The sequence below is a fragment of the Enterococcus raffinosus genome, from assembly GCF_001886185.1.
Taxonomy (GTDB): Bacteria; Bacillota; Bacilli; order Lactobacillales; family Enterococcaceae; genus Enterococcus_A; species Enterococcus_A raffinosus.
Genome location: NZ_JXLA01000026.1, coordinates 36,201 through 59,783, shown reverse-complemented (window position 1 = coordinate 59,783; position 23,583 = coordinate 36,201). Strand labels below are relative to the sequence as shown.

The window sequence follows — 23,583 nt, the reverse complement described above, 5'->3', positions numbered from 1 at the left end:
GCGCATTTTGACGGGTAAAGTCCGTTAAACTAATTTTTTCGCTTTCTCTGTATTTGCGAAATGGAGTTTAACGTATTTACTTAATAATTCGGTTCCTCCTTGACGTATCAGATCAGCAGCTAATTCATCAGAAGGTTTGCCCGCACCTGAAGGAACTTTTCTTCCGAGTTCAACAGAAGCTTTGTCTAATTCTTCAAGGAAGCTTGCACGACTGATGATTGAAGCAGCTGCCACAGCTAGATGATATTGTTCACCTTTAGTGACAAAATAGATTTTTTGATTAACACGCTGTGCTTCTTGTTTAACATACTTCATGTAATTGGCTTCTGAAGTAAATTGGTCAATTAGTATTGCATCAGGTTTAACTGGCTCAATCTCTTCTAGTAATATACGAATGGCTTGATTGTGTAAAGCAACCTTCATGCGTACCGCATTATACTTTGGTTGAATCTCATTGTATTTTTCTGGATTAACAACTAGTAATTTGTATGGGATCAGCTTTTTAATAGTAATTGCCATTTTACGAATTTGATCATCAGTCAGCATTTTTGAATCTTTCACGCCGAGTTTCTTTAAGGGGGGAAGGTGTTCTTTGTCTACATATGCTGCACAGACACATAGGGGGCCGAAGTAGCTGCCGTTTCCAACTTCATCGCTGCCGAGAACGGATAGCGATGAAAAGTTTTCGGGCAGACTGGTGCTTTTCTTTACTGTTGATGATTCTGATTTCCCCCATTTTGCGGCCTCCTGTTCAGCATTGTTTCCTTGAAACAATACTTTTCCAGAGGTGTAGGCGGTGATGCTTGTGCCATTCTTTTTTGCTGAAAACTCACTATAGGGGACTTTTTTGTTTAGCAAGTAATCAGTGTAATAGGATTTCAGCTTTTGGATTTCAGTTTTTGATAGTTTTAAAACAGTAGAACTCATAAATTTTTCTCTTTTCTTTAAGTTAATTGGCTTTTAATTGATGAAAGTTGTACATATGAAAGGTTTTAGCATATAATATATTAGTATTTTTAAAACTGAGTAAATAAAAAATTGTATTAGGAAGGTTGATCGATATGGCGCAAAATCGCTATAAGGCAATCGTTGCCGGTCAGACTTATACTATCATTGGACAAGAATCCAAGCAACATATGGATATGGTTACCGCTTTGGTCAATGAGCAGTTAAATGAGATCATGTCATTATCCCCTGAAATCACACAAGAAAAAGCTGCGATGTTGCTAGCGATAAATGCGATCTCAGATCAATTAAAAAAACAAGAAGCGTTAATGAAACTGGAAAAGCAGCAGTATACGCTTGATGGACAAGCTGCACATAATTTGGAATTAGAAAATCGCATTAAGAAAATTGAAGCAATTGAAGCCGAAGCCAAAGAAATTATGCGGAAAAATGGAAAAGAAAATGTTCCAATCCGGAATCACGTTGAAGCACAACAGATTGTTAATGAAAATCGAAAACGTGAGATTCAAAAAAGAGCGGCAAATAAATAAGTGAGGGATACTATGTTAACATTGGTAATTTTATTTGCACTACTGCTATCTTTTTATGTGGGTTATCGACGTGGCGCAGCTTATCAGATAGTGTTTACTGTTGGATACTTACTATCATTTATCGTTGCACGGATATATTATCAACAATTAGGTTCTCATCTAGACCTATTTGTTCCCTATCCATCCGTTACGAGTAATTCTAAAATGATTTATTATTCAGTTGAACAAGCATTTAATCTGGACAAGGCCTTTTATGCTGGAGTTGCATTCGTTATGATTTTAGTAGCTGGATGGTTAGTGACACATTTAATTGCAATCTTCTTTAAAGATTTGTTGTTTAAGGTGATCATTCCTCAGTATGATGGCATTGTTGCTGGAATTTTACAATTGATTGTTTGTTATGTGTCTATTTTTTTGATTTTGAAATTAGTCAGCTTCGTACCGATGGCCTTAATTCAAAATCAGTTAGAGGGTAGTTGGTATGCTCGCTTTATGGTTGAGCATTCACTATTTTTAAGTTCTCATTTTGATAACTTATGGGTGACAAAAATTATTGGATAAAGTAAAAACCGGGACGCTGTTTGACAGGTTTCGGTTTATTTATGTATAGAAGGTGAAAAAATGAATGAACGCATTCTAAAAACATTAGAATTTGACCAAGTAATGAAAATGATTCAGCAACACTTAACGACGGAGCAAGGTGAGGAAGAAATCCGACAATTAACGCCTTCTAGCGATGAAGATATTGTTCAAGCTTGGTTGGATGAAACAGAAGATGGAATGAAAGTCCAACGACTGCGGGGTGGGCTGCCGATTCCTAAATTAAATAATATTAAGCCGCATATGAAACGAATTGAGATCGGTGCGAATCTTAATGGATTAGAATTAGCTGAAGTTTCTCGTGTTCTGTCAACAACTAGCGAACTTGTTCGTTTTATTGAAGATTTAAAAGACAGTGAATTAGAATTTCTACGAATTTATTTTTGGGAAGAGCAATTGACGACTCTACCAGAATTAAGTGGCAAATTACGTCGTTCTATAGAAGAAGATGGAAGAGTTCGAGACGAGGCTTCATCAGAACTGCGTACTATCCGAAATCAGATTCGTCGGAGTGAGCAAACAATTCGTGAGCAATTAGACGGCTTGATTCGTGGAAAAAACGCGAAATATTTAAGTGACAGTCTTATTACCATGCGGAATGACCGCTATGTTATTCCTGTAAAGCAAGAGTATCGCGGTATTTTTGGCGGAGTTGTTCATGATCAAAGCGCTTCAGGACAAACACTTTTTATGGAACCTAAGCAAGTTGTTGAATTAAATAATCGATTACGTCAACAGCAAATTGCTGAGAGAACAGAGATTGAACGAATTTTAGCTGAATTATCCGCTGAGTTAGTTGCTCCACGTAAAGATATTTTACACAATGCTTATGTTCTCGGACGTTTTGATTTAATGAATGCAAAAGCACGATTTGCCAAAACTTTAAAGGCAGTTGTTCCAACTATCAATAAAGAAAACCATGTTTTCTTTAAGCAGGCTCGACATCCATTATTGGATCAGGAAAAAGCGGTGGCAAATGATCTGATGATTGGAGAAGACTTTCAAGCTGTCGTAATTACTGGACCGAATACGGGTGGGAAGACCATTTCCTTAAAAACACTTGGTCTTTTACAATTGATGGGACAAGCAGGCTTGCCAATCCCTGTCGCAGAAGAAAGTGAAATGGGCATTTTCGAGGAAGTTTTTGCAGATATAGGTGATGAACAATCTATTGAACAAAGTTTATCGACGTTCTCTTCTCATATGACAAATATTGTATCAATACTAGATAAGATTGACGAACATAGTTTAGTACTTTTTGATGAACTTGGGGCTGGAACAGACCCTCAAGAAGGAGCAGCTTTGGCGATTGCGATCTTAGATGCAGTTGGTGCGAAATCAGCATATGTGATGGCGACGACCCACTATCCTGAGCTGAAAATTTATGGCTATAATCGTTCAAACACAATTAATGCAAGCATGGAGTTTGATGTGGATACACTAAGTCCAACTTACCGTTTATTGATTGGGGTACCCGGACGAAGCAATGCTTTTGAAATTTCTCGACGACTTGGCTTGGATCCTTTGGTGATCGAAAGTGCGAAACAAATTATCGATGAGGAAAGCCAAGACTTAAATGAAATGATTTCGGATTTAGAAAATCAACGTAAAGCTACAGAGACGGAATACCTAGAAATTAGACACTATGTAGAGGAGTCTGAGAGACTTTATCGTGATTTGAAAAACGCTTATACGTATTTCTTTGATGAGCGTGAGAAGGAAATGGAAAAAGCGCGCAAAGAAGCAAATAAGCTTGTTACAGAAGCAGAAGAAAAAGCTGAAAAAATTATTAAAGATATTCGTCAAATGCAGTTGGATGGTCAAGGAACGATAAAAGAACACCAATTGATTGATGCAAAGTCACAACTAGCTGACTTAAAACAAGATGAGCAATTAAAGAAAAATAAGGTTTTACAAAAAGCGAAGGCAAAGAAACAGTTCAAGCCAAATGATGAAGTGATCGTAGAAACGTATGGTCAGCGCGGAACGTTAATTCAAAAGGTTGGAAATAATGAGTGGCAAGTTCAACTAGGAATTTTGAAAATGACTGTTTCCGAAGACGATATGACATTAACTACACCTGTTGAAGAACCAAAACAACGTGTAGTCACAGGCGTGCAACGCGGAGCCAGTGCTCGTGTGAAACCAGAATTGGATTTGCGAGGCAAACGGTACGAAGAAGCTCTGGCCGAAGTTGATCAATATATTGATGCGGCGCTTTTAGCGAATTTTGCTCAAGTGAGAATCATTCATGGAAAAGGTACTGGTGCTTTACGTAAAGGTATTACAGATTATCTCAAAAATAATCGTAATGTTCAGAGCTTTGAATTTGCTCCGGCGAATCAAGGCGGAAGCGGTGCAACTGTAGTTACTTTTAAATAGTTTACAAGTGTAAGCAGAAGAGTAGCGAAGAAAATGCGACCGTGATATACTACTTTTAGTAAGAAAAAGAAATACCTGTTTTTATGGTATTCGATTTATAAATAGGAGGAATTCAAATGTCACAAGTAGTTACTGATAAAACTTTTAACGAAGAAACAGATAACGGTCTTGTTTTAATCGACTTTTGGGCAACCTGGTGTGGTCCTTGTCGCATGCAAGCACCGATCTTAGAACAATTATCCGAAGAATACGACGAAGATGAATTCAGAGTTGTAAAAATGGATGTAGATGAGAATCCTGAAACTCCAGCATCATTTGGAATCATGAGCATTCCAACGCTTGTATTGAAAAAAGATGGACAAGTTGTTGACAAAGTTATTGGTGTTCACACAAAGGATCAATTAAAAGAGCTTATCCAAGCTCACATGTAAGAAAATGAGCTGGACGTTATGTCCAGCTTTTTTCAATTTAATTTTTACGTTTTTATTCGTACTAAAGGATTGATTTTACTATAAGCTGTTTAGTAGGATAGTATGCATGATAAGAATATAAGTAGCTATGTAGCTACCCTAGAGTTTTGAACGTTTAGATTAATGTAGGAATAAACCTTGGTAACAATCAGATTATTAAAGAGGATTGTTTAACTATAGGCAGCTTTGGAGGATAGCAACTTATGAATGAACGAATAAAAAATAAATTAGCACTATTACCAGATCAACCTGGCTGCTATTTGATGAAAGATAAAAATGGGACGATTATTTACGTAGGAAAGGCTAAAATTTTAAAAAATCGTGTTCGTTCTTACTTTACAGGTAGTCATAACACTAAAACGGAGCGACTAGTCAGTGAGATTGTGGATTTTGAATATATTGTGACAGAATCAAATATCGAAGCTTTGTTGCTTGAAATTAATCTAATCAAAAAAAATGATCCTAAGTACAATATTATGTTGAAGGATGACAAGACGTATCCTTTTTTAAAAATTACAAATGAAAAATATCCGCGATTAATGATTACTCGTAAGGTTTTAAAGGATAAAGCTCATTATTTTGGTCCCTATCCTGATGTAAATGCCGCAAATGAAACAAAGAAATTATTGGATCGACTTTTTCCACTGAGAAAATGCAAGCCATCACAGAAAACTCCTTGTCTCTATTATCATTTAGGACAATGCTTATGTCCCTACGCGTTTCACGTTGATCCCCAAGTTTACAAAGATATGGTAGAAGAGATAAAGAATTTCTTGAATGGCGGCCACACAGAGATTCAAGATCAAATAAAAGAGAAGATGAATCAAGCAGCAGCAGACATGGAGTTTGAAAAAGCTGCGGAATATCGGGATCAAATCAGAGCGATTGAAACAGTAATGACGAAGCAGAAAATGACGAATACGGATTTAGTTGATCGTGATATATTCGGTTATGCTACTGACAAAGGGTGGATGTGTGTCCAGGTTTTCTTTGTGCGCCAAGGGAAATTGATCGAACGGGATGTTTCGATGTTTCCTTTTTACAACGATGCAGAGGAAGATTTTCTTACATATATCGGTCAGTTTTATCAGGAGAATGAGCATTTTATTCCAAAAGAGGTATTGATTCCCGATAATATCGATAAAGTAAGTGTGGAAGCAATGTTAGACACAAAAGTTTTGCAGCCGCAACGTGGTGACAAGAAAAAACTTGTTAAGTTGGCGGGAAAAAATGCACAAGTAGCTTTAAATGAAAAATTTGATTTAATTGGCCGCAGTGAAGCTCGAACAATCGGTGCGGTGGAAAAACTGGGTGATGCTATGAATATTCCAGCTCCTATTCGTATTGAAGCCTTTGATAATTCAAATATTATGGGGACGGATCCAGTTTCAGCAATGGTTGTCTTTATTGATGGGAAACCAGCTAAAAAAGAATATCGTAAGTATAAAATTAAAACAGTCAAGGGCCCCGATGACTATGCCTCAATGCGAGAGGTTATTTATCGACGTTATTCACGTGTTCTGAAAGAGGGTCTACCTTTTCCAGATCTTATTGTGATTGATGGGGGAAAAGGCCAAGTAGATGTAGCAAAAGATGTGTTAGCCAATCAATTAGGGATAGATATTCCCATTGCTGGTTTAGCAAAGGATGATAAGCACAAAACAAGTGAACTACTTTTTGGACCAGAATTGAATGTCGTTCCGTTAGAGCGCAACTCTCAGGAATTTTTCCTGCTTCAACGAATTCAGGATGAGGTTCACCGTTTCGCCATCACCTTTCATAGACAATTACGAAGTAAAAACAGCTTTGCCTCGAAGCTGGATAATATTGATGGTCTCGGGCCGAAACGAAAAAAAATGTTGTTAAAGGAATTCAAATCATTAAAGAATATTCAAGCAGCCTCAATTGATGAACTACAAAAAGTGGGGTTACCAAAAGTAGTAGCTGAAAACACCTATAATGAATTGCAAAAGAAATAATGTATAGTACCCTTTACATTAAATGTAAAGGATGCTATACTTTTTTTGTATTATATGTAAAGTGCGCTATACATTGAGGGGGGATTATTTGCAAAATCGAATTCAAACCTTACGTAAAGAACGTAAGCTGACCCAAAATGAGTTGGCGAATTATCTAGAAGTAACACGACAAACCATTATTTCTTTAGAGAACGGGAAATACAATGCTTCGTTAATTTTAGCCCATAAGATTTCCCGTTTTTTTGGCTTAACAATTGAAGAGGTGTTCATTTTCGATGAGGAGGACGAGGAATGAAAGAGCTATCCAAGGCAGACCGTGAATATGCAGAGAAATTACGAAAGCAGAGTAAAATTTATTTAGTGACGATTTTGTTTATGTTAAGTTGTTCTGGCATATTATTTGTTGGAACGAATTGGTATAAATTAAAAATAAGTGAACATGCTGTTGGATATTTGCTGGGTTTCTTTCTCTCAATAAGTGTTGCCTTCATCATTTTTATTTTTAGAAATCAACGTACGATACGTAACCCTGAAAAATTGAAACAACAACGGATTGCTAGAACGGATGAACGTAACCTAGAAATTTCAAATATGGCTTTAAAAGTAACTGCATATATACTTGCGGTTGTTTTAGTAATGTTAAGTATGATTGGCAGCTTTATTTCAGAGAGTTTGATGATTACTGCGAGCAGCTTGCTTTATGTTTTTCTATTTAGCTATCTGATTTGTTGTCTTTATTTTAGAAAGAAATTATAAGGAGTGAAAAAATGTTAAAGGTTGAGAATTTGAGTAAAAGTTTCGGATCGTACAAAGCGTTAGATAATATGAATTTTACGATCGAAGATGGAAAGATTTTAGGATTGATTGGGCAAAATGGAGCAGGAAAAACTACGACATTTCGTTTAATTCTAGATTTCCTATCAAAAGATTCGGGGAGTGTTCTGTGGGATGGACATGAATTATCTGGTAATGACTATAACATCATTGGTTATTTACCAGAAGAACGTGGGCTTTATCCCAAGGTTACAATTGAAAATCAGTTGCTTTTCTTTGCCTCATTGAGAGGAAAAAGCAAACAGGAAATAGCATCGAAAATTGATGAATGGATGGAAAAGTTTCAGGTCAAAGGGAAAAAAACAGATAAGGTAAAATCTTTATCAAAAGGGAATCAACAGAAAGTTCAATTAATTTCAACTCTGATTCATGAACCGAAGTTAGTCATTTTAGATGAACCATTCAGTGGGTTAGATCCGGTGAATGCCGAATTACTAAAGAATGGCATTATTGAACTAAAAGAGAAGGGATCTTGCGTTATATTTTCTAGTCATAATATGGATAACGTAGAAAAAATTTGTGATCACCTGATTATGTTGAGAAATGGCGAAACTGTTCTTAATGGGAAGGTTCATGAAATCCGTGAGTCTTTTGGACGTAGTAAATTATATTTAGATTCTCATTTGAAAAAAGAGGACATAGAAGCCTTTGCTGGTGTGCATACTGTGATTCAAAAAGAGGATGGTAGTTTTGATATTACTTTGGAAAATCCAGATGCTGGACAAGACATCTTTAATCAAGCGACTAAAGACGGTTATATTCCAATGTTTAATCAACAACCGCCAACATTAGAAGAAATTTTTAAATGGAAAGCAGGTGCCGTAAATGAGTAAAATGGGGATTATTATAAAAGATGTCTATAAAAAGAATGTAAAATCAACCGCCTTCGTCATTATGATCCTTGCACCATTTTTAGTTATGGGCATTTTCTATTTATCACAACATTTCTTTGGAGATGCTAATGATATTAATAAAATTGGTATTGTCAGTGATCAGCCAGCAGTAGCAGAACAATTAGCAAAAACAAAAAGTGAGGATTACAGCTTCAAAATAATATCCTCCGATAAAAAAGCGCAAAAACAATTAGAAGATAAGAAGGTTGATGCTTATCTTGATCTTAAGATGAGTCAGGAGAATGTTTCAGGAAAGCTCTATAGTAAAGCTTCTCTAGGAACCTCGACTGAGACGCAGTTGCAGCAGATTTTAAGTTCAATGCAAGCGACTATTCGTGCCAATCAGTTAAATTTAACAACTGCACAAGTACAGAAGGTTATGGAGCCGGCAAAATTCGAATCTACTAAAGTGACTTTTGAGAATGGAAAGATGCAAAGTGATGGGGGAGATTCAGGAACCCAGTTTATTTTGAGTTTTTTAACTACTATCATTATGTTTGTGTTTATTATTAGTTATTCGTCAATTATCGCTCAAGAAATTGCCTCAGAAAAAGGAACACGTATCATGGAAGTCCTACTGTCAAGTATGAAGGCTAAAACGCATTATTATGGGAAATTATTGGGTGTCTTGTTAGTGGCCTTAACCCAGTTATTAATTTATGGTGTAGCTGTCGTGTTTGGTTATCGACAATTCAAAGACGTTGCTATGGTAAAAGATCTTATCAATAACGTATCTATTAAATCGTTACTGGGAAGCGGTGCCTTGGCGATTATTGCCTTTATGTTGGTTGGGCTCTTTTTATACGCTGTTCTATCTGCCTTATGCGGCTCGTTAGTAAGCAAACCAGAGGATACTGCAAAAGCGATCCAACCAGTGATGTATCTTTCGATGATTGGTTATATGTTAGGTTTAATTCTAGGGACCTCTAATCCAACCAATGTAATCATCAAGGTTACTTCGTACATTCCATTTTTATCGTCGTACAGTATGCCGTTGCGTTTAGCATCAGGTACAGCCGCAATGTCCAGCGCATTTGTCTCTTTAGGAATTTTGATAGTCTTTACGATTTTACTGACACTTTTCTCAGCACAATTGTATAAGTCAAATGTCTTAGTCTATAGTGAAGGCGGAACGCTTAGTGCTTTAAAACAATCAATTTCTATTATGCAAAATGATCGGAAAAAGAAATAGACAAATCTGTTGACCGTTGAATCAAAGTCTTTCACAATAGAATTGAAACACAAACTAGAAGGAGGAAATTTGATGGATAAGATGAAAAAATTAGCAAATGGTCTCGAAATGCCTCGATTAGGTTTAGGTGTTTGGCGTGTGAATGATGATGATGCTACGAATTCTGTTAAATGGGCCATAAGTAATGGCTACCAACTGATTGATACAGCAGCTGTGTACAAAAATGAAGAAGGAGTCGGTGAGGGGATTCGTCAAGCTGGAGTGAACCGAGGAGATTTATTTATCACCACTAAGCTTTGGAATGCCGATCAAGGGTATGAATCTGCTCATCAAGCGTTTAATGATAGTTTAGAGCGTTTAGGACTAGACTATGTAGATTTATATTTGATCCATTGGCCTGTTGAAGGAAAATTCAATGATTCTTGGCGAGCAATGGAAGAAATTTATGAGAACGGTCGTGCTAAAGCAATTGGTGTCTCAAACTTCCATCAGCATCACATTGAAGAATTAATGACAACGGCAAAAATTAAACCAATGGTCAATCAAATTGAACTACATCCGACGTTAACACAAGTTCAGCTACGTGACTTTTTGTCTAAAGAAGATATTGCTATTGAAGCATGGTCGCCGCTAGGACAAGGTAAGATATTACAAAACGAAACACTTGTTGAGATTGGACAAAAATATGATAAAACTGCTGCACAGGTTATTATTCGCTGGCATCTGCAGAGTGATATCATTGTTATTCCAAAATCTGTTCATGAAAATCGTATTAAAGAAAATTTTGACGTTTTTGATTTTGAACTGAGTGAAGAAGATATGAATCAAATAGATAGTTTAAATATTAATGAACGTCTTGGTGCCGATCCTGATAATTTTGATTTCTAATAAAGTTTTTAGAAGAAAAGAGACATGTATAACAGATATAATTCATATTTGTTATACGTGTTTTTGTGTATTTTCCAATGAAAAATGCTGAATCTTTTCTGTCCATAAAAACAAGAATGAAAATTTTTTTAATTGAAAAAGAGTTTGTGAATTATTTTTATGATAGAATAACTAGAAAAAGGGAGGAATTTGATGGGTGATATTTTATTGAAAATTAATTCTGTGATTTGGGGAGCACCAATGATCGTCTTAATTTTAGGAATTGGTATTATTTTAACTGTTGGTTGCCGGATGATTCAAGTTCGTCGTTTGCCTCTTGCCCTGAAGTACATGGTGAAAAATGAAGAGGGTGGACAAGGAGATGTCACAAGTTTCCAAGCTTTATGTACAGCGCTATCAGCTACAATTGGTACAGGTAATATTGTAGGCGTTGCTACGGCAATTGTTGCGGGAGGTCCAGGTGCCCTGTTTTGGTTAGAGTTAGCTGGCTTGTTAGGAATGGCCACAAAGTATGCAGAGGGGCTACTGGCGGTCAAATACCGTACGTTCGATGACCATGGAAAAGCACTAGGTGGTCCATTCTATTACATTGAAAATGGATTGGGACAAAAGTGGAAATGGCTAGCGAAGATGTTTGCCTTTTTTGGAGCAATTGCTGGACTAATTGGAATTGGTACAATCGCTCAAATTAATGGGATTACTTCAGCAGCAGAAACATTTTTTGATCCTAATAAAGTGAATACGATTACCCTTTTTGGTAATGAATATTCATGGGCAGTTATTCTCACGGGTATTGTAGTGACAGTTCTTGTTGCTATTGTTCTAATTGGTGGTGTACAACGTATTGCAAGAGTGTCTGAGATTATTGTTCCTTTAATGATCGTCATTTATGTAGGACTTTGTTTGTTCATGATCATTGTGAATATCACAAAATTACCAGGAGTTATTATTGAAATTTTCCAAAGTGCGTTTGGCTTACGCGCAGTTTCTGGTGGTGCAATGGGGGCAATGATGATCGCCATGCAAAAAGGGATTGCTCGAGGAATCTTTTCAAATGAATCTGGATTAGGTAGTGCGCCAATTGCGGCAGCAGCTGCACAGTCGAAAGAACCTGTACGACAAGGTTTAGTATCTATGACGGGTACTTTTATTGATACGTTAGTTGTTTGTAATATGACTGGTATGGCAATTATTCTTACAGGGGCATGGGAAACTGGTCTAGAGGGTTCCGCAGTGACGATTTTTGCCTTCTCAGAAGCATTACCAATTTCGCAAACCATTGCGTCTTTACTATTAATGACATGTTTAGCATTTTTTGCCTTTACCACGATTTTAGGCTGGAATTACTACTCGGAGCGTTGTTTAAGTTATTTGACTGGAGGGAACACGAAGTTTTCATCTGCATTTCGTCTGGTTTATATCTTAGCGGTATTTATTGGGCCGTATTTGACAGTTTCTGCGGTATGGACAATTGCCGATATTTTTAATGGATTAATGGCATTTCCAAATATCATTGCCCTGATTTTACTAAGTCCTGTGGTATTTAAAGAGACAAAATCCTATTTTGAACGTTTGTCTACAGGTGAAACGACTGATTTATCAACATTCTCAGTATCAGAGACAACTATTGAAGATGACTAATAAAGAATAAAAGAGGCTATAGCAATTTTTTGCTATAGCTTCTTTTTATTCATAGCGTAAAGCGTTAATTGGATCTAGACGGGCAGCTCGATTTGCTGGAAAAGTTCCTGCTAAAAAAGCAATGAACATAATAATCACTAAAATGATCAGCATAGAAAGCCACGAAAATTGTAGCAGGGTTAAACCAGTTAATCCATCTAAAAAGGAGGTGGCAGCAAAATCATTTAGAAGATTCCCTGCAACGATAGCTCCAGCTATTCCGGTGATTCCTCCCCAAAAGCCAATTAAGAGTGCTTCAACGCTGAAAGTTAAGAAGACTTTCAGTCGTCCCATTCCCATCGCTTTCATCAAACCGATTTCACGTGTTCGATCTTGCACAGACATATATAAGGTGTTGATTATGCCAAAACTTGCAGCCAATAATGCGATTGCGCCAAATAGAGTGAGTACACCAGTAATAGCATTAACTACTTGTCGTATCATGCCAATTTCATCTTCAACAGTCATTGAACTGAACCCTTTTTTAGACAAACGATTTTTTAATTGATCGATTTGTTTTTTTGATAAGTTTTTATCCATTGTTGCAAAAAGAGTACTATACTTGCTCTTCATATTTTCAGGCAAACCATTTTCATTTATACTGACAATTTTATCAGATAATGCCTTGCTCATAATAGATTGTCCTTGTTGAATCAAACTAACATTTCGAACACCGATAATTGTTGCCTCGATAATTTCCTGTTCTCCAGTAGCTTGACTACTAACCGCAATGTTTATCTTTTTATTTAGTGCAGATTTTGCATTTTTGAAGCCTAATGATTTTAGATACTCGGGGGCTAAGTTGATTTCATAATGTTCGCCGGAATTACTTACTTCTCGACCAGACTCTAGATCAATAGAGATATCGCTGACACTTACAGCAGAGAGTAAATATTTTTTTCCGTTATGCCGTTGAACATAATCTGTAGATAGAAAATGAAAAGGCTCAACCTTGCGGATTCCTTTAGTACTCTTGATCTTTTCAAGATCCTTTGTTGTTAAAAAATCTGCATCAGCACCCGCTCCCTTGTCAGGATTATACTCTTGAGGGTCCTCATTACCAGAACTCATTTGTGATTCAGGAAAAACCATTAATTGATCCTCTCCGCCAACTCCGCGTATTTGACGATCAATGTAATCATTTACGCCATTATTCACACCAGTGGTTAGTGAGATTGTAAAGGCACCGATTAATATTGCGATAACTGTAAGCAGTGTTCGACCTTTGTTACGCCAAAGGTTTGAGCTTGCAGATTTAAGTATGTCAAATAGTCTCATTTTACGCGCCCTCCAATAGTTGACCATCTTTAATATGGATTTGACGATCACAACGAGCTGCGAGTTCAGGGTCGTGAGTCACTATTATCAAGGTAATCCCTTTATTCTGATTTAAATTAAATAAAAGTTCTTCAATTTTTTCGCCAGTAGTCGAATCTAAGTTTCCGGTGGGCTCATCAGCAAAAATAATTTCTGGTTGATTGACGATCGCACGTGCAATGCATACACGCTGTTTTTGCCCTCCTGATAAATCATTGGCCTTGTTATTGGCTTTATCACTGAGCTCGACCGCCTCTAATGCATCGATAGCCATTTCTTTTCGTTGGCGACTAGAAAGCCCAGCTATTTTAAGCGGTAAGACAACGTTGGAAAGAACGGTATCTTTAGGGTTCATAAAGAATTGTTGGAAGACAAAGCCAAAGGTTTCATTTCTCATTTTATTTAGCGTTCGTTTATTAATCTTTTGTGTGTCTTGGTTTAATAAAGCTATTTTTCCGGAGCTCGGTCGATCAAGTAACGCAAGAATATGCATTAAGGTAGATTTACCTGAACCACTTTTACCAATAATCGCGATTGATTCTCCCTTCTTAATTGTGAAACTTATCCCTTTTAGTGCTTCAAAGGCTGCTGGTCCAGAACTGTACACCTTTTTCACATCATTTACTTCAATTGCATTCATTATTTTCTTCCTTTTAGCTAAAAAAGCTATGAAATGATTCTCCCATAACTAAAAACGAATGAAATGGTACTAAAGTAGGATTTATTGAGAAAAAGTAAGAATATGTAAATAAATAAGGTTCAATCTCGGATTTAGAGATTGAACCTTATTTGCTGTTATTAAAACTCTTGAACGAAGAAATCGAATAGGCGTTGCTCTTTTGCATCTTTTTTCTGAGTCAATTCAGGGTGCCATTGCACACCAAGAATTTTAGTATTTTTTTCACGACTTTCTACTGCTTCCACGATACCATCCTGAGACCAAGCAATAGGCATAAGATTTTCTGCTAAATCTTTAATCGCTTGATGATGATAAGAGTTTACTTGTGCTTGTTCACCAAAAAGGGGAGCTAATGTTGATTCAGAGTTAACTGTGATTGAGTGGAGCCCGAAATCTGGTAAGGTGGGAAACATGTCATGTTTTACATTCCAATCAGAATACTGTGAAAGATCTTGGTACAATGTTCCACCTAAAGTAACGTTCAGTAATTGGGTTCCACGGCAAATAGTAAAAATTGGTTTGTTTTGTTTGATTGCCTCTTTAATTAATGCCATTTCAAAAGAATCTCGCTCGATACTTGTCGGACCTAATTTCGGATGAGGTTCTTCCCCGTAAAGAAATGGTGTGACATCTTGACCACCAGCAAGTAATAATTTATCAATTGAAGCAATATAATCCCTAGCAAGTTCAGGATCACTGATTGGCAACAACATTGGGATACCTCCAGCTTGGTGTACACCATCAATAAAACCTTGTGGGGTGTAAGTAAATTGCTGATCAAAAAAATCTTGATTATTTTGATAATGCTGGTTTGCCGCGATTCCAATAATATTTTTTTTCATGACCGACCACTCCTTCTACATTACTTGATACCATAGTCAAAACTGAAAAGGCAAGTATTATGGTTTTTAAACTTTTTCTAATTTTTATTGAGTAAAACCCTACTATAAATAAAGCAGATTTTACTTGCTTAATATATGAGATTTTTAACCTTTTTGAGGAAAAATAGTTACGAGTATTCCTTTTTTTGATATACTAGACTCATTGAATAGATACAAAATGGTTGGGCGTAAGCTTCAAGGATCGTGTTCTTCAAGGGGTGAGAAGAGCAACCTTAAGAGTTTTGCGCTCTTTTTTTGTATATAAAGGAGGGTTTGTGTGTTAGAAGCTTTAGAGAAAATAAAGTCTGCTGAAGAACAAAATGAAAGAAAAAAAGAACTCTTACTAGCAGAACTGTCGAATTACGAGTCAACTAAAAAACAATTGTTGCAAAAGAAACGTGATGAGTTAAAAAAAGATTTTTCTAGTACCTTGGCTAAACGAGAACGAACATTAGCTGAAGAGTTAGAAACCGAAGAACGAGAACTAACCAGTCGTGCAGAAGTTGCAATTAAGAAAATGGAAGGCAATTATTTAGAGAAAAAGGAACAAACGGTTCAAAAAATTATTGAAAGGGTGATCTCAGAATATGGCAGTTAGTAAAATGAGTAAACTGACCTTGATTGCCCAACAAGGACATAGTGAACAAATTCTATCTGCGATTCAAGGATTTCAAGGTGTGGAAGTTCGTGATCTTTTTGAGCAAACTGTGAGCAATGATTGGGTAGAACAATATTTTGAAGAAGTAGCGCCCTTACCTAGTCAAGATGCCCTTGCAAGAGTGGATAACCAGTTAGAGCAAATAACGCATGCCATACAATTTGTAGAGCATCATGGTAGCAGTCGAGAAAAAGGGCTTCACCTTAAACGTCAGCAGGCAACTCTTCAAAAATTAGAAGATACGTTTGACGAGTCCTCATTGTTAAGCGAGTTAGAGAGTATTCAAGACTTGGAGAAGCGTTTTATTGATGCCAGCTCGAAGCAACGTGAGTTGCAAGAACAAGAAAGTCTGCTACAAAAATGGAAAATGTTAGATTTTTTGCCTAATGAATATAGCTTACGGTCATCAAAATGTTTTTTAGGAACTGCTGATGCAAGTATTTGGGATTTATTTATACAAAAAGTTAAAGAAAAACAGATTCATTGTGAAAGTATATATAGTGATGATCAAAGCGTTAATTTTGTTCTATTATTTTTGCGAGAGGAACAGACGGAAGTCCAAGAATTGGTTCGGCAATTTAGTGTAAGCACGTTTAATTATAATAGATCACTTCTGCCTAAGGCTGAGTTAACCGTGATTCAACGAGAAATACTTGAGCTGGTCGAGGAGCAAAAACAATTGGCTCGACTAATCGGACAGAAAAAAATAGTTATCCAACGTTTGGAAACAGCGGAAGAGGTTTTACTTGCGCGTAAAAATCGTTGGATGATTCATGATCGTTTTATTAAGGATGATAAGTTATTTCTACTACAAGGGTGGCTTGAGACAGAAGCCTTCAAGTCATTTGAAGAGTTTATGAACCAAGCGGTTGGGAAAGAAAATCTTTATTTAGAGATAGAGGAACCTACTGATATCGAAATAAATGAAGAGATTCCAACAAAACTTAAAAATCACGCGGTCGTGAAACCATTCGAGATGCTGACTGAAATGTATAGCTTACCTAAATATCATGAGGTTGATCCGACACCTTGGTTTATGCCATTTTATTTTGTGTTCTTCGGAATGATGGTTGCTGATGCTGGTTATGGCGCGTTGATGCTTATTGCTACGACAATTGCGTTGAGAACTGTCTTGCCTAGAGGAATGGGACGATTTATGCGTTTCTTCCAAATTTTATCAATTCCTACAATATTATGGGGATTGATATATAATTCATTCTTTGGATTCTCGCTTGGCTACACACCTATCCTGTCAACTAGTAACGATGTCATTAGTATTTTGATTTTATCAATCGTTTTTGGTGTGATTCAAATTTTTATTGGATTAGGTTTAGCTGCAAGAGAAAATATAAAGGCAAAGAATTACCTTGGTGCTGTTTCCGATGGATTCGCTTGGCAAGGAATCATGGTTGGTGCAATCATCGGAGGATTGGGGAAAATGTTGTTTAACAATCAAGCGTTATTTGTGATTGGTGTGGCTCTTGCTGTTTTAAGCGCCCTTATGATCATTGTTACGCCGATGTTGCAGGCAAAATCTAAGATTAAGGGATTAGCAAAAGGTGCGTACAACCTTTATGGAATTACTAGTTATATAGGCGATTTAGTTAGTTACACACGTTTAATGGCCTTGGGTATTTCAGGGGGAAGTATTGCTGCAGCATTTAATATGTTAGTGGGTTATATGCCACCAGTAGCACGTTTTAGTGTTGGAATATTGTTGATGCTGGCGCTTCATGGGTTGAATATATTTTTATCTTTATTGTCAGCTTATGTTCATGGGGCTCGTTTACAATATGTAGAATTTTTTGGGAAGTTTTATGAAGGCGGCGGACGAGCTTTTAATCCATTAAAAACAGAAGAAAAATATGTAAATATAGAACAAGAAAAATAATTGGAGGAATTTTAAACAATGATGGAGTATTTGATTAACAACAGTGGCGGTATTATTTTTGCGATTTTAGGAATGGCGACAGCGACAATTTTTTCAGGAATCGGTTCTTCAAAAGGTGTAGGTATGACCGGTGAAGCGGCTGCAGCATTAACAACTAGTCAACCGGAAAAATTTGGTCAAGCATTGATTTTACAATTATTACCAGGGACTCAAGGGCTGTATGGTTTCGTTATAGCATTCTTGATCTTTACAAATCTGTCTGGGGATTTATCAGTTGTTCAAGGGTTAGGCTATTTAGGCGCATCATTACCGATTGCTTTCACAGGATTATTTTCAGGGATTGCACAAGGGAAAGTTGCTGCAGCAGGTATTCAAATTTTAGCTAAAAAACCTGAACATTCAACTAAAGGGATTATCTATGCTGCTATGGTTGAAACGTATGCAATTTTAGGTTTCGTTATCTCGTTCTTATTAGTAGGACAAGTGTAAAAATATTTATCCTTATTTAGCAGATGACTGTTTAGGAAAGATATAAACACGCTAAAACTATAAAAGATAAGAATAATTTACGTCATAAGAATCGGAATTATTTTTTCTTACTGAAAAGATAAATACCTTAGTACGAATAAGGAGTTTTTTAATGGAAGCAATCGAAAAGATAGTCGAGCAATTGAATCAGCAGGCTGAATTAGAACAGCTTCAGTTGAAAGAAAAAGAGACGAATCGGATTGATCAAGAGTTTCAGGCGGAACTATCAGAAATAGAAATAGAACATCAAAAACGCTTGGAAAAAAGCTTGAAAAATCTAGAAAACAACTACAAGCAGGCTACAAATCGGCAGCAGATTGCTCAAAAACAAATGATTTTAAATCAAAAACAAGCGATATTGGAACGCGTCTTTGCTGATGCTGTTATTCAGATGGAAGACTGGTCTACCGAAGAACAGCAAAAATTTGCTCATCATGCTTTAGAAAAGATGCAATTACAGGGGGACTTGACGTTTATTCCCGGAGAAAAATCACAAACTGTATTTTCAAATGAGTGGCTTATCGAGCAAAATAGAAGACTCTCTTATCGTCTAGATTTTGGAGAAGGAACTATTGAAGGTCAAGCAGGATTTATTCTAGATAAAGAGGGTGTGCAATACAACTTTCTTTATCAAAGTCTGGTTGGAGAGATTCAACAGCGTGAGAGTTTCCAAGTGGCCGAATCACTTTTTGACTAGTAAAATGTAGACTTTATTTATAGAGTTTGTTAAAAAATACGAATTAGGAGGCATTGAATGAAGCAATCTACGTATCATGAATTGAATCCACTGGTTCGTTTGAAAGAATTAGAACTATTGACACCTGAGCTAATGACTCGAATGATCAAAGCAAATGATTTATCGGAAATTGAGGCTCTTTTCAGAGGGACTATTTATGGTGACTATCTAACTGATAATTTTTTTGATAGCTTCGAAGTAGCTTTAGGTCAGGCGCAAGAAGATTTATTGACAGAGTTGGTTAAAATTGTCCCTGATCCAGACGTTATTTGGATTTACACAATGCGTTTTACTTTCCATAACCTCAAAGCGTTGATCAAAGCTGATTTATTAGATCAAAATTTTGATGACCTTTACATTTATGATGGTTTTTATTCATTAGAGCAAATCAAGACGGCTATTCGTACTGGAATGGCGAGTGGATTGCCGGCAATTTTACTTGAAAGTATTCAGGAAGTCCGTGAGCATTTTGAAGAATCTAATAGCTTACAGGGGATCGATATTATTTTGGATCGTAAATATTTATATTGCCAGCGAAAAGTAGCTGATAAAATAAACGAGCCGGAACTTTTGAAGGAAGTTGTCAGCTTCATTGACTTCACGAATATTTTGATGGTTGCTCGTGGGATTAAACAAAAAAGAAGTCGTAATTTCATGTCGACAGCTTTATCCAGCCATGGAAGTATTCCAAAAGAAGAATTATTGGATTGTGTTGAGCTTGGATCAGATCAATTGATTAATTACCTTAGGACAACCTCTTACGGTGAAATCATTGAACCAAGTATTGAAGGCAGCACAATTGATTTAAGTCAATTGGAAAGACTTTGTGACGACTATTTAACAAGCTTTTATGAAACTGCGCAGACACACGCTTTTGGTCCTCTGCCAGTACTTGCTCTTTTGAATGCAAAGTCGATCGAAACAAAAAATCTTCGTCTAATTATTACTGGCAAACGAATTGGATTGACGGAAGAACAAATGAGAGAGAGGATGCGTGAGACATATGGCACATAAAATTGGTGCGATTGGTGACAAAGATTCTGTCTTGCCTTTTAAACTCTTTGATTTTGATACTCGAACGATAAAGGATAAACAGGTCATTCGTCAGCAAATTGAAGAAATGGCCCAAAATGATTATGGCATCATTTATATTACGGAAGAGTTTGCTCAGCTTGTTCCCGAAACAATTAAACGTTATGAAGAAAAGATGATTCCGGCAATCGTTCTGATTCCTAATCATGAAGGAACGTTAGGAATCGGTAAGTCCATGATACAAGGACAAGTAGAGCGGGCAGTCGGACAGAATATTTTATAAAGGAGCTAATAACTTGCAAGAAGGTAGAATAATAAAAGTTTCTGGTCCATTAGTATTGGCAGAACATATGGAGCAAGCAGCCATTCAAGATATTTGTTACGTAGGTGACCTTGGGGTTATCGGCGAAATCATTGAGATGCGTGGGGATGTTGCTTCCATCCAGGTTTATGAAGAAACCGCAGGAATCGGACCAGGCGAACCAGTTAGGACAACAGGAGAGGCGCTTTCGGTTGAATTAGGACCAGGGATCGTTTCTCAAATGTTTGATGGGATTCAACGACCATTAGATACTTTTAAAGATCAAACTGACAGTAATTTTTTAAGTCGTGGAGTCCAAATCCCAGCTTTAGATCATACAAAAAAATGGTGGTTTGAAGCTTCTGTTGAAGAAGGGATCACTGTATCTGCCGGAGACATAGTAGGAACAGTCAAAGAGACTAAAATCATTACACATAAAATCATGGTTCCAAACGGAATTAAAGGAACCTTGAAAAAAATTACATCAGGTGAGTTTACAATAGATGATACCGTGTATGTGATTGAAACCCCAAATGGTATTCAAGAATTTTCAATGCTTCAAAAGTGGCCCGTTCGACGTGGACGCCCTGTTTCTGAGAAATTGAATCCAGAGGCGCCAATGATTACTGGGCAAAGAGTTATTGATACCTTTTTCCCAGTTGTAAAGGGAGGCGCAGCAGCAGTACCTGGGCCATTTGGTGCTGGGAAAACAGTGGTTCAGCATCAGATCGCTAAATGGGCCGATGTAGACCTTGTGGTGTATGTAGGCTGTGGTGAACGTGGAAATGAAATGACCGATGTGTTGAATGAATTTCCTGAATTGATTGATCCTACTACAGGAGAATCCTTGATGGAACGTACAATCTTGATTGCTAATACGTCAAACATGCCGGTTGCTGCCCGTGAAGCTTCAATCTACACGGGAATCACCATTGCTGAATATTTCCGTGATATGGGCTACAATATTGCGATCATGGCCGATTCAACTTCTCGCTGGGCAGAAGCGTTACGAGAAATGAGTGGACGTTTAGAAGAAATGCCTGGAGACGAAGGATATCCAGCTTATTTAGGAAGTCGTCTGGCGGAATATTATGAACGCTCTGGTCGTGTCATTGCTTTAGGAAATGATGGACGTGAAGGTTCGATCACAGCTATTAGTGCCGTATCTCCATCTGGTGGTGATACATCTGAGCCAGTAACTCAAAATACATTACGAGTAGTAAAAGTCTTTTGGGGATTAAGTGCTACATTAGCGCAACAACGCCATTTTCCATCAATTGACTGGCTGCAAAGCTATTCTTTATATTCTTCAGAAGTTGGTAAGTATCTAGACAATGATTTACAGGCGAATTGGTCACAAATGGTAGCAGATGGTATGAGAATGCTACAAAAGGAATCTGAATTGAATGAGATCGTTCGTTTAGTCGGAATTGATTCGCTATCAGAAAAAGATCGTTTGACATTGGAAGTTGCAAAATCGTTGCGTGAAGATTATTTGCAGCAAAATGCTTTTGACGATATAGATACGTTTACTTCGAGAGAAAAACAATTCAAGATGATTCAAAACATTTTAACCTTTAATAAAGAAGGTCAACGTGCTTTGGAGCTGGGTACCTATTTGAAAGAAATCATGGATGGGACAGTTACATTAAGGGATAGAATTGCTCGAAGTAAGTATATCCCTGAGAATGAGTTAGAGAAGCTGGATCAAATTCATTTAGATATCGTTTCAGAAATTCAAGCGATTATTGCAGAAGGAGGAATGACCAATGATTAAGGAATACAGAACCATCAATGAAGTGGTCGGACCTTTGATGGCAATTGATAAAGTGGAAGGCATCAAATATGAAGAGCTACTAGAAATTCGATTGAATAATGGGGAATTACGTCGAGGGCAAGTACTAGAAATTCATGAGGACAAAGCATTAGTACAGATATTCGAGGGAACTAGCGGTATTAATTTGAAAGAATCAACCGCACGTTTTTTAGGACATCCATTAGAGCTAGGTGTTTCAGAAGATATGGTTGGCCGCGTTTTTGACGGTTTGGGTCGACCGAAAGATGGTGGACCAGAAATATTGGCAGAAAAAAATGTTGATATTAATGGTGAAGTAATTAATCCAGTTTCTCGTGATTATCCTGATGAATTTATTCAAACGGGAATTTCTGCTATCGACCATTTAAATACGTTGGTTCGCGGTCAGAAATTACCAGTTTTCTCAGGATTTGGTTTGCCTCACAAGGAGCTAGCAGCACAAATTGCTCGTCAGGCAACCGTTTTAAATAAAGAAGATGACTTCGCGGTAGTTTTTGCCGGGATAGGTATTACTTTTGAAGAAGCTGAATTCTTTATGGAAGATTTTCGTCAGACTGGAGCAATCGACCGGTCAGTTGTATTCATGAATTTGGCAAATGATCCGGCAATTGAGCGGATCGCAACACCTCGAATGGCATTGACGGCTGCAGAGTATTTAGCGTATGAAAAAGGAATGCACGTATTGGTTATTATGACGGATATGACTAACTATTGTGAAGCTTTGCGTGAAATATCCGCCGCACGGAGAGAAGTTCCTGGTCGACGTGGTTATCCAGGTTACCTTTATACGAACTTAGCTACGCTTTATGAACGTGCTGGTCGTATTCGTGGTTTAAAAGGTTCGGTTACTCAGATTCCTATTCTTACGATGCCTGAAGATGATAAGACTCATCCGATTCCCGATTTAACTGGTTACATTACAGAAGGGCAAATTATTTTGTCGCGTGAATTAGATAAAAATGGAATTCAACCACCAATTGATGTTTTGCCCTCTCTTTCTCGACTAAAAGATAAAGGGACAGGGGAAGGTAAAACTCGTAAGGATCATGCTCCGACGATGAATCAGCTCTTTGCTGCCTATGCGCAAGGAAAACAAGCAAAAGAGTTAGCGGTCGTTTTAGGTGATTCCGCTTTGTCAGATGTTGACAAAATCTATGCAAAATTTGCGGAACGATTTGAAGAAGAATACGTCAATCAAGGGTTCTATGAAAATCGTTCGATTGAAGAAACTTTAGATCTTGGCTGGGAGCTGTTAGCCATGCTGCCGCGTACTGAGTTGAAACGAATCAAAGATGACATGTTGGACGAATATTTAACAGAGGGAGCTTGA

23 protein-coding genes and 1 other annotated feature are annotated in these 23,583 nt (G+C 37.2%); of the genes, 19 read left to right on the top strand and 4 right to left on the bottom strand.

The features are described from left to right. Positions 1-24 precede the first annotated feature (24 nt). Positions 25-927 (bottom strand): ribonuclease HIII, encoded by a 903-nt coding sequence (gene rnhC, locus RV13_RS14050; RefSeq protein ID WP_010744486.1) that lies wholly within the window; start codon positions 925-927, stop codon positions 25-27. 134 nt (positions 928-1,061) lie between these two features. Between rnhC and zapA the strand changes: the two genes are divergently transcribed. The 11 genes from zapA (at position 1,062) to RV13_RS13995 (ending at position 12,375) form a co-directional block, all read left to right on the top strand. Next, positions 1,062-1,496 carry a cell division protein ZapA gene (gene zapA / locus RV13_RS14045; RefSeq protein ID WP_010744487.1) on the top strand — a complete coding sequence of 145 codons (435 nt, stop codon included), beginning with the start codon at positions 1,062-1,064 and terminating at the stop codon, positions 1,494-1,496. Positions 1,497-1,508: 12 nt separating this feature from the next. Next, positions 1,509-2,057 carry a CvpA family protein gene (locus tag RV13_RS14040; RefSeq protein WP_010744488.1) on the top strand — a complete coding sequence of 183 codons (549 nt, stop codon included), beginning with the start codon at positions 1,509-1,511 and terminating at the stop codon, positions 2,055-2,057. A 60-nt stretch (positions 2,058-2,117) separates the two neighbouring features. Next, the gene (locus RV13_RS14035; RefSeq protein WP_010744489.1) at positions 2,118-4,478 is read left to right on the top strand and encodes an endonuclease MutS2; all 2,361 of its coding nucleotides are present in this window, start codon (positions 2,118-2,120) and stop codon (positions 4,476-4,478) included. A 116-nt stretch (positions 4,479-4,594) separates the two neighbouring features. Next, positions 4,595-4,909, top strand: coding sequence for a thioredoxin (gene trxA / locus RV13_RS14030; RefSeq protein WP_010744490.1), 315 nt, complete (start codon positions 4,595-4,597; stop codon positions 4,907-4,909). 242 nt (positions 4,910-5,151) lie between these two features. Then, entirely contained in the window at positions 5,152-6,927 is a 1,776-nt protein-coding gene (uvrC, locus tag RV13_RS14025) for an excinuclease ABC subunit UvrC (RefSeq protein ID WP_010744491.1), read from the top strand. Between the two features lie 88 nt (positions 6,928-7,015). Beyond that, on the top strand, positions 7,016-7,222 hold the full coding sequence (locus RV13_RS14020) for a helix-turn-helix transcriptional regulator (RefSeq protein ID WP_010744492.1): 207 nt from the start codon (positions 7,016-7,018) through the stop codon (positions 7,220-7,222). Next, on the top strand, positions 7,219-7,683 hold the full coding sequence (locus tag RV13_RS14015; RefSeq protein WP_010744493.1) for a hypothetical protein: 465 nt from the start codon (positions 7,219-7,221) through the stop codon (positions 7,681-7,683). Before RV13_RS14020 ends, RV13_RS14015 begins: the two co-directional genes overlap by 4 nt. A gap of 11 nt (positions 7,684-7,694) precedes the next feature. Next, on the top strand, positions 7,695-8,594 hold the full coding sequence (locus RV13_RS14010) for an ABC transporter ATP-binding protein (RefSeq protein ID WP_010744494.1): 900 nt from the start codon (positions 7,695-7,697) through the stop codon (positions 8,592-8,594). Next, positions 8,587-9,846, top strand: coding sequence for an ABC transporter permease (locus RV13_RS14005; protein ID WP_060789361.1), 1,260 nt, complete (start codon positions 8,587-8,589; stop codon positions 9,844-9,846). Before RV13_RS14010 ends, RV13_RS14005 begins: the two co-directional genes overlap by 8 nt. A gap of 72 nt (positions 9,847-9,918) precedes the next feature. Next, positions 9,919-10,734, top strand: coding sequence for an aldo/keto reductase (locus RV13_RS14000; RefSeq protein ID WP_010744496.1), 816 nt, complete (start codon positions 9,919-9,921; stop codon positions 10,732-10,734). A 192-nt stretch (positions 10,735-10,926) separates the two neighbouring features. Beyond that, a complete protein-coding gene (locus tag RV13_RS13995) occupies positions 10,927-12,375 on the top strand; it encodes an alanine/glycine:cation symporter family protein (protein WP_010744497.1) in 1,449 nt (482 codons plus the stop codon). Between the two features lie 45 nt (positions 12,376-12,420). Here RV13_RS13995 and RV13_RS13990 read toward each other — a convergent pair whose 3' ends face one another. The 3 genes from RV13_RS13990 to RV13_RS13980 form a co-directional block, all read right to left on the bottom strand. Continuing rightward, entirely contained in the window at positions 12,421-13,692 is a 1,272-nt protein-coding gene (locus tag RV13_RS13990; RefSeq protein WP_010744498.1) for an ABC transporter permease, read from the bottom strand. 1 nt (position 13,693) lies between these two features. After that, positions 13,694-14,371, bottom strand: a complete 678-nt coding sequence (locus tag RV13_RS13985) for an ABC transporter ATP-binding protein (RefSeq protein WP_010744499.1) — start codon at positions 14,369-14,371, stop codon at positions 13,694-13,696. 158 nt (positions 14,372-14,529) lie between these two features. After that, positions 14,530-15,252, bottom strand: a complete 723-nt coding sequence (locus RV13_RS13980; RefSeq protein ID WP_010744500.1) for a gamma-glutamyl-gamma-aminobutyrate hydrolase family protein — start codon at positions 15,250-15,252, stop codon at positions 14,530-14,532. A 219-nt stretch (positions 15,253-15,471) separates the two neighbouring features. Continuing rightward, positions 15,472-15,519: a sequence feature (sodium ion sensor (DUF1646 type); this cis-regulatory element may regulate processes involved in with the transportation of sodium ions), on the top strand. A 49-nt stretch (positions 15,520-15,568) separates the two neighbouring features. Between RV13_RS13980 and RV13_RS13975 the strand changes: the two genes are divergently transcribed. From RV13_RS13975 to RV13_RS13940, 8 genes are all read left to right on the top strand, one after another. Continuing rightward, a complete protein-coding gene (locus RV13_RS13975; protein WP_010744501.1) occupies positions 15,569-15,889 on the top strand; it encodes a hypothetical protein in 321 nt (106 codons plus the stop codon). Next, the gene (locus tag RV13_RS13970) at positions 15,879-17,840 is read left to right on the top strand and encodes a V-type ATP synthase subunit I (RefSeq protein WP_010744502.1); all 1,962 of its coding nucleotides are present in this window, start codon (positions 15,879-15,881) and stop codon (positions 17,838-17,840) included. The genes RV13_RS13975 and RV13_RS13970 overlap by 11 nt, the downstream gene beginning before the upstream one ends. A gap of 18 nt (positions 17,841-17,858) precedes the next feature. After that, positions 17,859-18,329, top strand: coding sequence for a V-type ATP synthase subunit K (locus tag RV13_RS13965; protein ID WP_010744503.1), 471 nt, complete (start codon positions 17,859-17,861; stop codon positions 18,327-18,329). Positions 18,330-18,480: 151 nt separating this feature from the next. Beyond that, entirely contained in the window at positions 18,481-19,065 is a 585-nt protein-coding gene (locus tag RV13_RS13960) for a hypothetical protein (RefSeq protein WP_010744504.1), read from the top strand. Positions 19,066-19,122: 57 nt separating this feature from the next. Further along, positions 19,123-20,118: a V-type ATPase subunit gene (locus RV13_RS13955; RefSeq protein ID WP_010744505.1), complete on the top strand. Its 996-nt coding sequence runs from the start codon at positions 19,123-19,125 to the stop codon at positions 20,116-20,118. Next, on the top strand, positions 20,108-20,419 hold the full coding sequence (locus tag RV13_RS13950) for a V-type ATP synthase subunit F (RefSeq protein WP_010744506.1): 312 nt from the start codon (positions 20,108-20,110) through the stop codon (positions 20,417-20,419). The genes RV13_RS13955 and RV13_RS13950 overlap by 11 nt, the downstream gene beginning before the upstream one ends. A gap of 13 nt (positions 20,420-20,432) precedes the next feature. Then, positions 20,433-22,214, top strand: coding sequence for a V-type ATP synthase subunit A (locus RV13_RS13945; protein ID WP_010744507.1), 1,782 nt, complete (start codon positions 20,433-20,435; stop codon positions 22,212-22,214). Next, positions 22,207-23,583 carry a V-type ATP synthase subunit B gene (locus tag RV13_RS13940; protein WP_010744508.1) on the top strand — a complete coding sequence of 459 codons (1,377 nt, stop codon included), beginning with the start codon at positions 22,207-22,209 and terminating at the stop codon, positions 23,581-23,583. Before RV13_RS13945 ends, RV13_RS13940 begins: the two co-directional genes overlap by 8 nt.